Source organism: Cupriavidus sp. FW305-F7, assembly GCF_058782875.1.
Genome location: NZ_JBYSYC010000013.1, coordinates 112952 through 126202 on the forward strand (window position 1 = coordinate 112952; position 13251 = coordinate 126202).

At 67.8% G+C, this 13251-nt stretch carries 14 protein-coding genes and 1 pseudogene; 3 read left to right on the plus strand and 12 right to left on the minus strand.

All coding sequences use genetic code 11. The annotated features are described in order from the left end of the window. Positions 1 to 1348, minus strand: a 1348-nt coding sequence (locus AC3WL8_RS14600) for a DNA translocase FtsK 4TM domain-containing protein (protein WP_492378379.1), incomplete at its 3' end; no start/stop codon positions are given. 250 nt (positions 1349 to 1598) lie between these two features. Here AC3WL8_RS14600 and AC3WL8_RS14605 point away from each other — a divergent pair. Further along, positions 1599 to 2829 (plus strand): annotated as a pseudogene (locus AC3WL8_RS14605) (EAL domain-containing response regulator). Between the two features lie 18 nt (positions 2830 to 2847). On the opposite strand, the gene AC3WL8_RS14610 reads toward AC3WL8_RS14605, so the two are convergent. The 3 genes from AC3WL8_RS14610 to AC3WL8_RS14620 form a co-directional block, all read right to left on the minus strand. Next, on the minus strand, positions 2848 to 3414 hold the full coding sequence (locus AC3WL8_RS14610; protein WP_041227891.1) for a DUF4136 domain-containing protein: 567 nt from the start codon (positions 3412 to 3414) through the stop codon (positions 2848 to 2850). 109 nt (positions 3415 to 3523) lie between these two features. Further along, the gene (locus AC3WL8_RS14615) at positions 3524 to 3943 is read right to left on the minus strand and encodes a DoxX family protein (RefSeq protein ID WP_013956577.1); all 420 of its coding nucleotides are present in this window, start codon (positions 3941 to 3943) and stop codon (positions 3524 to 3526) included. 197 nt (positions 3944 to 4140) lie between these two features. After that, positions 4141 to 5088 (minus strand): LysR family transcriptional regulator, encoded by a 948-nt coding sequence (locus AC3WL8_RS14620; RefSeq protein ID WP_013956576.1) that lies wholly within the window; start codon positions 5086 to 5088, stop codon positions 4141 to 4143. A gap of 140 nt (positions 5089 to 5228) precedes the next feature. On the opposite strand from AC3WL8_RS14620, the gene AC3WL8_RS14625 reads away from it, so the two are divergent. Together AC3WL8_RS14625 and egtB are read left to right on the plus strand one after the other, a co-directional pair. Then, positions 5229 to 5849 carry an FMN-dependent NADH-azoreductase gene (locus AC3WL8_RS14625; protein WP_013956575.1) on the plus strand — a complete coding sequence of 207 codons (621 nt, stop codon included), beginning with the start codon at positions 5229 to 5231 and terminating at the stop codon, positions 5847 to 5849. A gap of 182 nt (positions 5850 to 6031) precedes the next feature. Further along, complete coding sequence (gene egtB / locus AC3WL8_RS14630; RefSeq protein WP_013956574.1) at positions 6032 to 7321, plus strand: ergothioneine biosynthesis protein EgtB; 1290 nt, start codon at positions 6032 to 6034, stop codon at positions 7319 to 7321. On the opposite strand, the gene AC3WL8_RS14635 is transcribed toward egtB, so the two are convergent. The 8 genes from AC3WL8_RS14635 to mltG form a co-directional block, all read right to left on the minus strand. Continuing rightward, positions 7318 to 7707: a YkvA family protein gene (locus AC3WL8_RS14635; protein WP_041228373.1), complete on the minus strand. Its 390-nt coding sequence runs from the start codon at positions 7705 to 7707 to the stop codon at positions 7318 to 7320. The genes egtB and AC3WL8_RS14635 overlap by 4 nt on opposite strands. Before the next feature lie 15 nt (positions 7708 to 7722). Beyond that, positions 7723 to 8490 carry an ankyrin repeat domain-containing protein gene (locus AC3WL8_RS14640; protein ID WP_013956572.1) on the minus strand — a complete coding sequence of 256 codons (768 nt, stop codon included), beginning with the start codon at positions 8488 to 8490 and terminating at the stop codon, positions 7723 to 7725. Next, positions 8483 to 9277 (minus strand): TatD family hydrolase, encoded by a 795-nt coding sequence (locus AC3WL8_RS14645; RefSeq protein ID WP_013956571.1) that lies wholly within the window; start codon positions 9275 to 9277, stop codon positions 8483 to 8485. Before AC3WL8_RS14645 ends, AC3WL8_RS14640 begins: the two co-directional genes overlap by 8 nt. A gap of 24 nt (positions 9278 to 9301) precedes the next feature. Further along, a complete protein-coding gene (locus AC3WL8_RS14650) occupies positions 9302 to 9802 on the minus strand; it encodes a GNAT family N-acetyltransferase (protein WP_153954816.1) in 501 nt (166 codons plus the stop codon). A gap of 37 nt (positions 9803 to 9839) precedes the next feature. Continuing rightward, entirely contained in the window at positions 9840 to 10232 is a 393-nt protein-coding gene (locus AC3WL8_RS14655) for a PilZ domain-containing protein (RefSeq protein ID WP_010810001.1), read from the minus strand. Positions 10233 to 10293: 61 nt separating this feature from the next. Beyond that, on the minus strand, positions 10294 to 11301 hold the full coding sequence (locus tag AC3WL8_RS14660) for a DNA polymerase III subunit delta' (RefSeq protein WP_153954817.1): 1008 nt from the start codon (positions 11299 to 11301) through the stop codon (positions 10294 to 10296). A gap of 117 nt (positions 11302 to 11418) precedes the next feature. Further along, positions 11419 to 12030, minus strand: coding sequence for a dTMP kinase (gene tmk, locus AC3WL8_RS14665; RefSeq protein WP_013956567.1), 612 nt, complete (start codon positions 12028 to 12030; stop codon positions 11419 to 11421). 7 nt (positions 12031 to 12037) lie between these two features. After that, positions 12038 to 13033 carry an endolytic transglycosylase MltG gene (gene mltG, locus AC3WL8_RS14670; RefSeq protein WP_013956566.1) on the minus strand — a complete coding sequence of 332 codons (996 nt, stop codon included), beginning with the start codon at positions 13031 to 13033 and terminating at the stop codon, positions 12038 to 12040. Positions 13034 to 13251: the final 218 nt, after the last annotated feature.

A 13251-nucleotide genomic window follows, 5' to 3' on the forward strand; every position in this document is an offset into this window, starting at 1 on the left:
CGGCTTCGGCTTCGGCTTCGGCTTCGGCTTCGGCTTCGGCTTCGGCTTCGGCTTCGGCTTCGGCTTCGGCTTCGGCTGGCAGGGTGACGGTAGACAGTGCTTGCGGTTCTGCGTCGTCGGCAATATTCGGCGCTGAATCCGGCGCAGCCGCTTCCAGTTGTTGCGGTTCCGGCGCACCCGCTTGCGGTACCACTGACTTGCCAGCCAGCGCCTGCAACTCGGCCAGCAGGTCAAGGGCTTCCTGCCGGATCGCGGCAAGCGTGGCTTCGTCGGCTTCGGCCGGCACTGCTTCCGGCGCAATATCGCCAACGATATCGGTGTCTGCGGACACTGGTTCCATGGCAGGCGCTTCGGGCACTGCCACTACCTCAGGTTCCGGGCTGGTAACCGGCTGCGCGGGAGCGGCCACGGCTTGCGTGGCGCCAGTGGCCGCCGGCGCAGCGGCGGCGGCTTCGGCCGGCGCGGATACGGCGGCAGCTACGGTGACTGAAGCAGCGGCCGCGGCGATGCCCTTGCCGGAAGCCTCAGGCAGCGTCGTAATCGCCGAACGCACCAGGGGCTGCGGTTGGCGGAACGGGCTGCTTACCACCGTGCCGCGCAGAGGCTGCGCCGGCCGCGGCGCTGAAGCCGGTGAAGGGGCTGCCGTCGCGGCCGGCTTGCGTGCCGCCGGCTGGGCAGGGCGCGGTGCCGGTGCCGGTGCGGCAGGTGCGGGCGGCGCGCTGCGCGTCGGCTTGACCGCGTTCGGCGACTCGGCATGGTGCAGCCAGATCTCGCCCGGCTGCGGCGGGGATTCACGCGTGCGACGCGGCGGTTGCCAGGCGGGCTGGCGGCGCGCCGAGACCGCCTCAAAGCTGCGATGGCGCGTGGCGGGCGCAGTCCAGCCGGGGTTGCCTGCCGACGGCGGCTCCCAGCGCTCTGCCTCGCGCAGCGGCTGGGTGGGCGCAAAGGAAACCGGCGGCTCTTCCGGCGCCGCGTCGGGCGCGGCGCCGCGGCGCGGCTTGCGCGCGAACAGGCTGCGCCAGGTTTCGCCGAACACCATCGGCGCGGCCAGCGCCAGCACGCCCAGCATCAACAGCAAGGCACCGGTCCAGCCGAACAGGTTGCCCATCATGCCGGCCAGCGCGCGGCCGGCCGAACCGCCGGCGCTCGAGTCCGGATCGGTGCCACTGGTCAGCGCTTCCAGGCAGGCGCTCGCGCACAGCACGGCGAGCGTGCCGAGCCAGACGCGCAATGAGCCGGGCCCTGCCAGCCGGCGCTCGCCGGCGAGCCAGCGCGTCACCAGCCGCCAGACCAGCGGCACTATCCAGAAAGTCGAAAATCCGAACCAGCCAAAACCCATTATCGACATGCCATGTTCAAAACTACGGGCAGCGATTGTAGCGGTTATGGCAGGCGGCGATTGAATCGGAAAGCGCAAATATTCGTAACGCAGCGTGTTTCCGGGGCGATTGCGCTCGATCCCTGTGCGATTCCGGATGCCAGCGGCGGCAGACTTTGCGCCATCCGGTGGTTGGCGCAGCGGCGCCGCGCTACCATGCGGCAACCCCCGATCGAATTGCACTCCAGGCGGCCCGCCGCCTCCCCCTCCCCCCTCCCCCATGCCGATCCGCTACGCCAGGCTGCGCGTTCTTGTCGTCGAAGACCATCCGTTCCAGCGCGTCGCGGCCGAGGGACTGCTGCGGCATCTAGGCGTGCAGACCCCGGTCTGCGCTGAAAACGGGACGCAAGCGGCCGAGATCCTTGCACGCGAACCGTTCGACATCGTGCTCTGCGACATCGAGATGCCTGGCGGCAACGGCCCCGAACTGATTGCCGAGCTGCACCGGCGCGGGGCAGCATGCCTTTGCCGGGGCGGCGCCGGTGTGGGTCTGGGTGACGGCGCTGGCGGAGGACATCCTGGATTCAAACCGCGGCCTGGCGCACGCCGCCGGCATCCCGCGCGTGCACGCGCTGCGCAAGCCGCTGTCGCGCGATGTGGTGGAAGAGATCCTGGCCGATGCGCTGGTGCGCCAGCCCGCGGGCGAGTCCGCCCCGCCGGCGTGGTCACCCGACGACGCGGAACTGCTCGCCGCCACCCAGTCAGGCACGGACCTGCTGGTCATGCTGCAGCCCCAGCACGACATTGCAAGCGGCCGGCGGGCCGGCGCCGAGGCGCTGGTGCGCTGGCGCCATCCCGAGCACGGCCTGGTACAGCCCGACCTCTTTATCCCACGGCTCGAAGCACTGGATGCGGCCGACCCGGTGTTCTTCTTTGTGACCCGCCAGTGCCTGGCAGCGCAGCAGCGGCTGCGCGCAGCCGGCATCCACATTGCGCTGGGCATCAATGCGTCGGCGCAAACCCTGTGCCGGTCGGGCGTGCTGGAGGCGTCTGATGCCCTGGTGGCCGCCAGCGGCGTGCCGCGGCAGGCGCTGACAGTGGAGTTGACCGAGGGCTATCCGGTGCCCGATACGCTGGCCCTGTCGGTCGCGCTGAACCGCTTGCGGCTGCTGGGCTACGGTGTGGCAATCGACGATTTCGGCGTTAGCATCGCCACGCTCAAGCTGCTGGCGGACCTGCCTTTCACGCAGCTGAAGCTCGACCGGTCGTTCGTTGTCGATGTCGACGGGCATGGCCAGCGTGCCGCCATCTGCCGCAACATGATCAACCTGGCGCGCGAGCTGGGCCTGGAGTGTGTGGCCGAAGGCGTCGAGACCGACACGCAGCGGGCAGCGCTGCTGGCGCTGCGCTGCCCGCTGGGCCAGGGCTACCTGTGGTCCGCGCCCAAGCCGGCCGAGGTCTTCGTCGCGGATGCCATCGACCGGGCAGCAACCACGCCGCCGGCAGCCTGACATGGCCCGGAGCCGGCGCTACTGCCCGACCCGGAACGGATACTTGGCAAAGATCTGCGTCACGGTCTTGTCGATGCGCTGCTGGGCGCTGGCCTTGTCGCTGGTGTCCACGCTGCCCACCGCCACGCCTTCCCAGACCAGCTTCATCTGGCGCCGGTCGACCAGGTCGATGTTGACCGTGCCTTCGGTGTAGGTATAGACGTCGTTATAGAAGCCGTAGCCCGGCCACGGCGCATACAGCCCGCCGCGATATCCGTAGTAGCCCATCATCGGCGTCGGCGCCGGGCTGACCTGGACCTTCTCCTGCAGCCGGGCATTGAAGTTGACCAGCAAGTCCGGCGACTGCGCCGCATAGCGGTAGCCGCGTGCGGTCAGTTCCCGCTGCACGGCAGACTTGAAGTACTGAGTGGTCAGGCTTTCATAGCCCTGGCGGTCGGTGCCAAGGTGCTCGACAAAGCCGAAGCTGCGATAGACGCTGAAATCCGTGCTGCGGTTGTAGTCGGTCTTGATGTCGGGCACGCTGGCGCAGCCTGACAGGACCAGCGCCGCGGCCACAACCGGAAAGAGCTGCCGGAAGGGTTTCACGATACATCTCCATGAGTCCGCGGCAGCGCGCACATGCAGCCATGCAGGCACGCACACGCGCCACCGGCGCCGGAACGCCGGCGCAGCGTACGCCATCTGACCCGACGGGCTAATTCATCTTGCCATTGATGCCGCCCACGCTGAGCCGGCCCGCCCCCAGCAGGGCCACCGCCAGCGCCGCGCCCAGGAACATCCCCTGCAACTCAAGCGCCCAGCCGCCGGTATCGGCCAGCATGCCGAGCTGCTTGGTATGCACCAGCGCTACCGCAAACAGCATGTTGAGCGCAACGATCAGCGCCGCCAGGCGGCTCCACAGCCCGATGATCAGCAGGATCGGGGCTATGACTTCCCCAATGTAGACGCCGTAGGTCAGCCATGCCGGCAACCCGGCGTCGGCGACCACCTTCGCCACAAAGCCCATTCCGGACGCACCGGTCAGCTTGGCGATGCCGTGCATCAGGATCAGCACGCCAAGCACGATGCGCAGCAGCGCCTTGCCCAAGTCCTGGGAACCCTGAGAGCCACCCATGGCCGTTCTCCTTGCCGTTGTCTGTCGAGTTGGTTGTTGAAGCCAAGCGCCTTTACCCTCACGCGCGAGGCTCGCCCCTGTACCTTAGTGCGAGGCGGCGTGAAGGTAAAGCCGCAAATACGAGGCTGCCGTCTGGCCGGCATGCGACCGGCACACCACCTCGCCAATCCCGCCGCGCCGCATCCGGGAGGCTTGCGCTACACCACCCGGTGCATGGCCGGCTGGCGCGGTTCAAGCATGCCGGCCTTGTATGCGCATTCGGGCAGGACCTCGCCAAGGAAGTCGAGAAAGCGCCGGGTGGCAGGCGTCACGCCCTTGCGCGACGGAAAAACCGCATGCAGCGTGCCGACCGGCATGTCGTACTGCGGCAACACCAGTTCCAGCTCGCCGCTTTCCAGCGCATCACGGCAATACATCCGCGGCAGCATGGCCACGCCCGCGCCGGCGATCGCCGCCTCGCGTAGCAGTACGAAGTCTTCGGTGACCAGGCGCGGTTCATAGGCAATCTGGATCGAGTCGCTGGTCTTGCAGCGCAGGTTCCAGACATGCTTGCCGTCGTGGGGCGGCTGGCCCACGCCGGGCATGCCATCCAGCGCCTGCGGCGTGCGCGGGCGGCCGATGCTGTCCAGCAGCGCGGGGCTGGCCACCAGCATCACCTGGCTTTCACCGAAGGTGCGCACCGCCAGGCTGGAGTCCTCCATGGACTCGCGCACGCGCAGCGCCAGGTCGAAGCCTTCGCCGATCACGTCCACGCGCCGGTTGGTGGTCTCCAGCTCGATGCGCACCGCCGGGTTGGCGCGCATGAAATGGCCGATGGCCGGCGCCAGCAGGATCTGGGCGATGGCGATCGGGCAGCTCACGCGCAGCGTGCCGCCGGGCTGCTCGCGCGCCTGCTCGATGACCTCGCGGGCCGCCTTGGCCTCATTGAGCATGGCGCGGCAGCGTTCGTAGAAGGATTCGCCAAGCGGGGTAACGCGCACCTGCCGTGTCGTGCGACGCAGCAGCTGCACGCCCAGGTCACGTTCCAGCTGGGCGATGCGCCGGCTCAGGCGTGACTTGGGCACGCCGGAGGCGCGGCTGGCCGCGGAAAAACTGCCGTGTTCGACCACCTGGGCAAACAGGGACAAGTCGTTGAGGTCTTGCATGGATGGCTCCGGGATCACCGTGCGCCCGCCAGGCTGGCGTTGCGCCGGTAGAACAATCATTTGCATTTTGCCTCACTACCGATACCAATGGCCAGCCGCTATCTTTCATCCATCGCAACCGCACCCTTGTGGAGAAAGACATGAACATCCTGCAGATCGATTCCAGCGTCCTTGGCGACAACTCCGTTTCGCGCAGCCTGACCGCCAGCGTGGTAGCCGACCTCGTCGCCGCCAACCCGGGCGCCCAGGTCACCGTGCGCGACCTGGACCAGGACGCTCCGGCGCACCTGTCCGGCAACCTGCTGCCCGTGCTGGGCGGCCCGAAGGAAGGCCTGAACGCCGTTCAGGAAGCCGAGTTGCAGCGCACCGAGCAATGGCTGGGCGAATTCCTGGCCGCCGACGTGCTGGTGGTGGGCGTGCCGCAGTACAACTTCAGCATCCCCAGCCAGCTCAAGGCCTGGATCGACCGCATCGCGCAGGCTGGCCGCACCTTCAAGTACACGGAGAACGGCCCGGTGGGCCTGGCCGGCGGCAAGCGCGTGATCGTGGTGTCGTCGCGCGGTGGCGTGCGCCAGGATGCCAATGAGCTGGACCTGCACGAAAAGACCGTCGACATCGTGTTCCGCTTCCTGGGCATCACCGACATCAGCTACGTGCGTGCCCACGGCCTGGCCATGGGTCCGCAGTTCCGCGAAGCCGGCCTGGCCAGCGCCCGCACCGAAATCGCGGCACTGAACGACGCCGGCCGCCTGGCAGCCTGAGGTCCCGAGGGCCGGCCGGCGCTGCAGGACGGCGCCGGCTCGCCCCGCGGACGGATCAGGTCTATGATGGATCGGGGCGCTACGGCGCCCCGCGTGCCATGGGCGGCGCGCCGGCCCCGGCTATTTGCCCGCGGCTGTCCCGCCGCCTGCAGTCATCGACCGATCCACTCCCGGGAGCCCGCATGACTTCAGCCCTGTTGCCAGCCGCCGCCCTCCATCCGCCGCACGAACCCGCCCTGCTTTCGCAGTATCGCCACGTACGGACCGCCACCGAGACCCTGGTGGCCGACCTGTCCGATGCCGATGCCACCGTGCAGTCCATGGACGACGCCAGCCCGGCAAAATGGCACCTGGCGCACACCACATGGTTCTTCGAGGAATTCGTGCTGGCCGCGCGCATCCCGGACTACGAGCCGGTGGACCCGGACTACCGCTACCTCTTCAATTCCTACTACGAAGCGGTCGGCCCGCGCCACCCGCGGCCACAACGCGGGCTGCTGACCCGCCCCTCGCTGGATGAGGTGCTGGCCTACCGCGAAGCCGTGGACGAATCGATGCTGACGCTGCTGGGCAGCGCCCAGACCGATGACGAGGCGGCGTTGATCATGCTCGGCCTGCAGCACGAACAGCAGCACCAGGAACTGCTGCTGACCGATATCCTGCACCTGTTCGCGCAGAACCCGCTGCGCCCCGCCTTTGCCCCGGAACTGCCCGAGCCGGTGATTGCCGACCCGCGGCCCGCGCCGGACTGGATCGGCTTTGACGGCGGCCTGGTGGAGATCGGCCACCGCGGCGAGACCTTTGCCTTTGACTGCGAAGGGCCGCGGCACAAGGCCTACTTGGCGCCGTTCACGCTGTGCTCGCACCCGGTCAGCAACCGGCAATGGTTTGAATTCATCGAGGATGGCGGCTACCAGACGGCCGGGCTGTGGCTGTCCGACGGCTGGCGCTGGGTGTGCGAGCAAGGCATCCTGGCCCCGCTCTATTGGGAAGAACGCGAAGGCACGTGGTGGCAGATGACGCTGCGTGGGATGCATCCGGTCGATCCGGACAGCCCCGTCACTCACGTCAGCTTCTATGAGGCCGAGGCATTCGCGCGCTGGGCCGAACGCCGGCTGCCGACCGAGGCCGAATGGGAGCACGCGGCGCGCAGCCTGCCGGCCACCGGGAATTTTGTTGAAGGCCGCGCGCTGCGGCCGTTGCCGGATCGGCAGAACACCTCAGGCGTGCTGCGCCAGATGTTCGGCGATGTGTGGGAATGGACCGGCAGCGCCTTCCTGCCGTATCCGGGCTTCCGCCCGAACGCGGGTGCGGTGGGCGAGTACAACGGCAAGTTCATGAGCGGCCAGATGGTGCTGCGCGGCGGTTCGTGCGTCACGCCCGAATCGCATATCCGGGCGACCTACCGCAACTTCTTCTATCCGCACCAGCGCTGGCAGTTCACCGGGGTGCGGCTGGCGGATGATGTCTAGGCCGGCGCCAGCCAGCGCCATGCCAGCCAGGCCAGCAACACCCACACCAGCACGATGACCACGGCGGCCGCGCGATTGCGCGGCCGTTTTGCATGCGTGGCCTGCCACGCCTGAGCCCGGCCGCGGCATTCATCCTTTACCGCCGGTGGAATCATCCGCAGCGTCAGCCAGATGCCCAGCGGCACCAGCAGCACGTCATCGACATAGCCCAGCACCGGGATGAAATCGGGGATCAGGTCGATCGGGCTGAAGGCATAGGCCACCACCAGCGCGGCCAGCAGCCGCGCGCTCCACGGCGTGCCGGGATGGCGGCTGCAGAACCACAGCGTCAGCAGGCTCGCCTTGAGCCCGCGCGCCCACTGGCGCAGGCGTGCGCCGACGGTCATCGCCGGCATGAGCGCTTACCAGCCCTTGGTCTTGGGCTGCTGCGCCGCGGGTTGCTGTGCCGCGGGCCGCTGCCCGCCCGGCTCGCCGGTGGGCGCCTTCAGCGGCGGCGCCGCCACGATCGGCGTCTGCGGGTACAGCTTCTGCCAGCGCGCCTTCAGGCCCTTGGCGATCTCGGCCTGGTTGTAGCGCTCGGCAAAGTCGATCACGGTCATGCCCTGCTGGTTCTTCAAGCGCATGTCGGCGCCCTCGTCCAGCAGCAGCTTGACGGTCTCGATATGGCCGCCGCGCGCAGCCATCATCAGCGGCGTGGTGCCGTTGGGGCTCTCGGCGTCGATATAGGCGGCCTGGTCGACCAGGTACTTGACCACATTGTTGTGGCCGTTGGTGGCCGCATAGTGCAACGGCGTCCAGCCGGTCTTGTTAACCTCGGCCTCCATCTCGTCGACCATCAGCTTGACCATGTCCAGCTCGCCCTGCAGCGCGGCCATCATCAGCGGGGTCTCGCCGGCTGGGTTGGCCTTGTCGAAATCGATGTCCTTGGCGCGGATCAGCACCGTGGCCGCCTTCAGCGACTTCTCGCGCAGCGCCAGCACCAGCGCCGGGTTGCCGCGGCTGTCCACCAGATTGGGATCGACGCCCTTGGCCAGCAGCTTCTTGACGGTGTTGGCGTCGTCGAATTCGACGGCCTTGCGCATGTCGTCGGCAGGCGCGGCCTGCGCCAGCGTGGCGGCGACCAGCGCAAGGGCGCCGGCAGCGCGTCGGGCAAACTTCATGTTAAACATGCGATTCCCTGTCAATATGCTTGAATAGATTGAAGAAATTTTCCGTCGTCTGTTCCGCAACCTGTTCCACCGGCACCCCGCGCAGCTGCGCGATGAACTCGCCCACATGGCGCACCCAGGCAGGTTCGTTGGTCTTGCCGCGGTATGGCACCGGCGCCAGGTAGGGCGAATCGGTCTCGATCAGCATGCGCTCCAGCGGCACCTTGCGCGCGGTTTCCTGCAGGTCGGCCGCGCTCTTGAAAGTGACGATGCCCGAGAACGAGATATGGAAACCCTCGTCCAGGGCCTGGCGGGCGACGTCCCAGGTCTCGGTGAAGCAGTGCATCACGCCGCCGGCCTCGCGCGCATTCTCTTCGCGCATCAGGCGCAGTGTGTCGTCGGCAGACGAGCGGGTATGGATGATCAGCGGCTTGCCGGTCTGGCGCGCGGCGCGGATATGGGTGCGGAAGCGCTCGCGCTGCCATTCCATGTCGGCGATGCTGCGGCCGTTCAGGCGGTAGTAGTCCAGCCCGGTCTCGCCGGTGCCGACCACGCGCGGGTGGGCGGACAGCTCCACCAGGCGCTCCAGCGTCGGTTCCTCGCCCTCTTCGTAGTCCGGATGCACGCCGACCGAGGCGTACAGGTTGGGATGCTGCTCGGCCAGCGCCAGCACGCGCGGGAAGTCTTCCAGCGTGACCGAGATGCACAGCGCATGCGTGACCTGGTTGGCGCGCATATTCTCCAGCAGTTCCGGCAGGCGCGCAGCCAGCTCGGGGAAATCGATATGGCAGTGGGAATCGACAAACATGGGGAATCTCTGTTGGCGGGTGGCTCAGTCCACGCGGCGGCCGACGATGATCAGGTCGCGCTCGACACCGTCGAGCACGGCGACGCGCGGCAGGTCGCCCCAGCGCGTAAAGCCCAGCGACGCGAACAGGCCCAGGCTGGGCGCATTGTGGCCGAAGATAAAGCCGAGCAGCGTATTCACGCCGACCCTGGGCGCATGGTCGATGGCCTGTTGCAGCAGGTAGCGGCCCAGCCCCTGGCCGCGGCGCTGCGCGTCCAGGTAGATCGACACCTCGGCAGTGGCACCGTAGGCCGGGCGGCCATAGAAATCTGAAAAGCTCATCCAGCCGGCCATGCGGCCGTCGGCGTCCTCGCACACCCACAGCGGGCGGCGCCCGGGCTGGTGGGCGTCGAACCAGGCCTGGCGCGAGGCCACGGTGACCGGTTCGGTATCGGCGGTGACCATGCGCGAGGGCACGGTGCTGTTATAGATGGCGACGATGCCCGGCAGGTCGCGGGGCTCGGCAATACGAAGTGAAAAATTCATTGAAAATCAAAATATTGTGAGAACAACCTCACAACGTTCATAAGGTCTGTGTGGGGCGCCCGGACTCCAGCATCTTGCCCAGGATCTCCTCCACCGCGCGGCGCAGGTTGCGCCCGTTGTCGTCGTCAGGGAAATGCACGCCGACGCCGGGGGTCTTCATCGGCGTGCCCGCCGGGGTGATCCAGGCCACGTGGCCCGCGATCTGGTATTTCTGCGGCCGGTCCAGCAGCGACAGCACCAGGAACACCTGCTCGCCCAGGCGGAACGGCCGGTTCGACGGCACGAAGATGCCGCCGCGCGCCAGGAACGGCATATAGGCCGCATATAGCCCGGCCTGGTCCTTGATCGACAAGGACAGCACATTGGGACGCGATGCCGCTCCGCTGCCAGTTGGCGCAGCGGGCGGTGCGCCGGCGACTGCTGTGTTCATGGTTGACCCCCTGAATGACGGTAATGCTTGTTGTTATGGCTTTTTTTGACTGCCAGGCGTACTACCGGAACAGCTGGCGGTATTCCAGGAATACCGCCTCCATCACCAGCCGGGCCGCCAGTGGATGGTTCTCGCTGCGGCGGTGCGCGGCCAACCGGGTGGCAAAGGCCTGCAGGCGGCGCGCGTCGGTGGCCTCGGCGCAGCGCGCCAGCACGGCCCGTTCCTTGGGGAGGTACCGCGGCGCGGCACTGCCGTCCAGGCGCAGCGTCAGCAGATCGTACGTCCAGCGCTGCAGGATGCCAAGCACGGCAGGCACCGGCAGCTTCTGCAGTTGCTCGGCCGCCGCAGAGGCGTCGAAGGCGGCGGCGGCGCCCAGTTGGCCGACCAGCCAGCGCTGCAGCGGCTGCTCCTCGGCCTCGGCGGCATGCAGCGCGGTCAGCGGCGAGCCGCCGGCCAGCGCCAGCTGGGCCTCGGCATCGGCCACGCCCTGGCCGCGCAGCCAGGCCAGCGCGGCCTCCGGCGTCGGGCGCTGGGTCGAGAACTGGCGGCAGCGCGACAAGATGGTCGGCAGGATGCGGTCGAGGCGGTCGGTCACCAGCAGGAACACGGTGGACGGCGGCGGCTCTTCCAGCGTCTTCAGCAGTGCGTTGGCGCCCTCGGTCTGCAGCGCATCGAGTGGATACACCACCACCACGCGCAGCCCGGCCCGGTGCGTGCCCACGCCAACGGCCTCGATCAGCGCGCGCACCTGCTCCATGCGGATGATCTTGCTGGGCGCCTTCTTCTTGCCGCCCTCGTCGGTCTCGGCCTCGGCCGCGGCGTCCAGCGCCTCGGGCCGCACCACGGTGAAGTCCGGGTGGTTGCCCTGGCTGAACCAGTGGCAGGCGGCGCACTGGCCGCAGGGCTGGCCGTCCGGCAGCGGCGCCTCGCACAACAGTCCCTGCGCGAAATGCAGGGCCAGGTCGCGCTTGCCGATGCCTTGCTGGCCATGGATCAGCAAGGCATGCGGCAGCCGTTCACGCAGCGCGCCGAGCCGTTGCCAGTCTTCCTTCTGCCAGGGATATAGCATGTGAATCAGTAGATTAGCGATCTAACTTCAAGTTTTACCTAATGAACGCCCTGCCATTGCGATTCCACAATGGCGCGGCATTCACATCTATCACGCCAGGCATATATCGGCCAAAAATCAGACAGTTGCGATGATTTTTTCAAGTTCATCGCGAATGTCCGCAATGCTGCGCGTGGCGTCGATCACCCGGAAGCGCTGCGGCGACTGGGCCGCGCGGCGCAGGTATTCGTCGCGGGTGCGCTGGAAGAACGCGCGCGATTCGGATTCGAACCGGTCGGGCGCGCGCGCCCCGGCCAGCCGCTCGCTGGCGGTTTCCAGCGGCACGTCGAACAGCAGCGTCAGGTCCGGCTGCAGGCCGCCCTGCACCCAGTCTTCCAGCACTTCCAGGCGCTCGGTGGCCAGGCCCCTGCCTCCGCCCTGGTAGGCGAAGGTGGCGTCGGTGAAGCGGTCGGAAATCACCCACTTGCCGCGCTCCAGCGCGGGGGCGATGACCTCGGCGATATGCTCGCGCCGGGCCGCGAACATCAGCAGCGCCTCGGTTTCCAGGTGCATCTTGCGATGCAGCAGGATCTGCCGCAGGTCTTCGCCCAGCGACGTGCCGCCGGGCTCGCGGGTGGTGACGACGCCGGCAATATCGCTGCGTGCGCGCAGGCGGTCGGCGACCCAGTCGATATGGGTGCTCTTGCCGGCGCCGTCGATGCCTTCAAACGTGATGAATTTTCCGCGCATGGAATGCCTATTTGCCGCGCTGGTACTTGTCGACCGCGCGGTTGTGTTCGGGAAGCGAGTTGGAGAAATGGCTGCTGCCGTCGCCGCGTGCGACGAAGTACAGTGCGTCGGATGGCGCCGGCGTGGTGGCCGCCGCCAGCGAGGCCAGCCCCGGCAGCGCAATCGGCGTGGGCGGCAGGCCGGTGCGGGTGTAGGTATTGTACGGGGTGTCGGCCTGCAGGTCGCGCTTGCGCAGGTCGCCGTCGAAGCCATCGCCCAGGCCGTAGATCACGGTCGGGTCGGTCTGCAGCATCATGTTCTTGCGCAGCCGGTTGATGAACACGGCGGCGATCATCGGCCGTTCGGCGGCCTGGCCGGTTTCTTTCTCGACGATCGACGCCATCACCAGGGCTTCGTACGGGGTCTTGTACGGCAGGTCGGGCGAGCGTGCGTTCCAGGCCTCGTTCAAGCGCCGCTGCATGGCACGGTAGGCGTGCTTGTACAACTCGACATCGCTGCTGCCGCGCGCGAACAGGTAGGTATCCGGGAAGAACATCCCTTCGGGCGAGGTCTCGGCCGCGCCGATTGCCTTCATCAGCTCCGCGTCGGACATGTCCCGGGTGTCGTGCCGCAGCGCCGGGCTGGCGTCCACGGCGGCGCGCATCTTGCGAAATTCCCAGCCCTCGATCACCGTGACTACATAGTGCGTAACCTCGCCGCGCGCCAGCTTGCCGATGATCGACAGCGGCGTGGCGCCGGTCTCGAATTCATAGCCGCCGGCTTTCAGGTCAGGGCCGTGGCCGGTCAGGCGCACCAGCAGCATGAACAGCCGCGGGTCCATGCCGACGCCACCGCGCTGGATCTGGCGGCCGACGCTGGCGACGCCGGAATTGGGCTTGATCACCACCTCCATGGGCGACTTGTTGAGGGGCAGCGGGTGATTGGCCCACCACGCGAACGCGCCCACGGCCGCCAGCGCGAATACCAGGATGGCCAGGCCAAGACTAAGGAAAAATCGTTTCATGTATCAAAAATAGGGGCGGCTGACCGGATCCGTCGGAGGGCTTGCGCGCCACCGCTTGCCGCCACGTGCTGCCGGCGCCGGCCGAAAATCTCATAGCCCCATATAATAACCGGCAGCCTCGCACCGACCATGCGCCGCGGCGCCGGCGCCGCTTGACGGCCCGCCCGGCACGGCGCACGACCGGTGCCTTCCCTCTCCCGAATTGCCTCAACGATTGC

Bases quoted from the DNA above. Each gene is read 5' to 3' on its own strand.
- AC3WL8_RS14615 (WP_013956577.1), bottom strand. From the start codon at position 3,943: ATGGGTGGCTCTCAGGGTTCCCAGGACTTGGGCAAGGCGCTGCTGCGC.
- AC3WL8_RS14620 (WP_013956576.1), bottom strand. From the start codon at position 5,088: ATGCAAGACCTCAACGACTTGTCCCTGTTTGCCCAGGTGGTCGAACAC.
- AC3WL8_RS14625 (WP_013956575.1), top strand. From the start codon at position 5,229: ATGAACATCCTGCAGATCGATTCCAGCGTCCTTGGCGACAACTCCGTT.
- egtB (WP_013956574.1), top strand. From the start codon at position 6,032: ATGACTTCAGCCCTGTTGCCAGCCGCCGCCCTCCATCCGCCGCACGAA.
- AC3WL8_RS14635 (WP_041228373.1), bottom strand. From the start codon at position 7,707: ATGACCGTCGGCGCACGCCTGCGCCAGTGGGCGCGCGGGCTCAAGGCG.
- AC3WL8_RS14640 (WP_013956572.1), bottom strand. From the start codon at position 8,490: ATGTTTAACATGAAGTTTGCCCGACGCGCTGCCGGCGCCCTTGCGCTG.
- AC3WL8_RS14645 (WP_013956571.1), bottom strand. From the start codon at position 9,277: ATGTTTGTCGATTCCCACTGCCATATCGATTTCCCCGAGCTGGCTGCG.
- AC3WL8_RS14650 (WP_153954816.1), bottom strand. From the start codon at position 9,802: ATGAATTTTTCACTTCGTATTGCCGAGCCCCGCGACCTGCCGGGCATC.
- AC3WL8_RS14655 (WP_010810001.1), bottom strand. From the start codon at position 10,232: ATGAACACAGCAGTCGCCGGCGCACCGCCCGCTGCGCCAACTGGCAGC.
- AC3WL8_RS14660 (WP_153954817.1), bottom strand. From the start codon at position 11,301: ATGCTATATCCCTGGCAGAAGGAAGACTGGCAACGGCTCGGCGCGCTG.
- tmk (WP_013956567.1), bottom strand. From the start codon at position 12,030: ATGCGCGGAAAATTCATCACGTTTGAAGGCATCGACGGCGCCGGCAAG.
- mltG (WP_013956566.1), bottom strand. From the start codon at position 13,033: ATGAAACGATTTTTCCTTAGTCTTGGCCTGGCCATCCTGGTATTCGCG.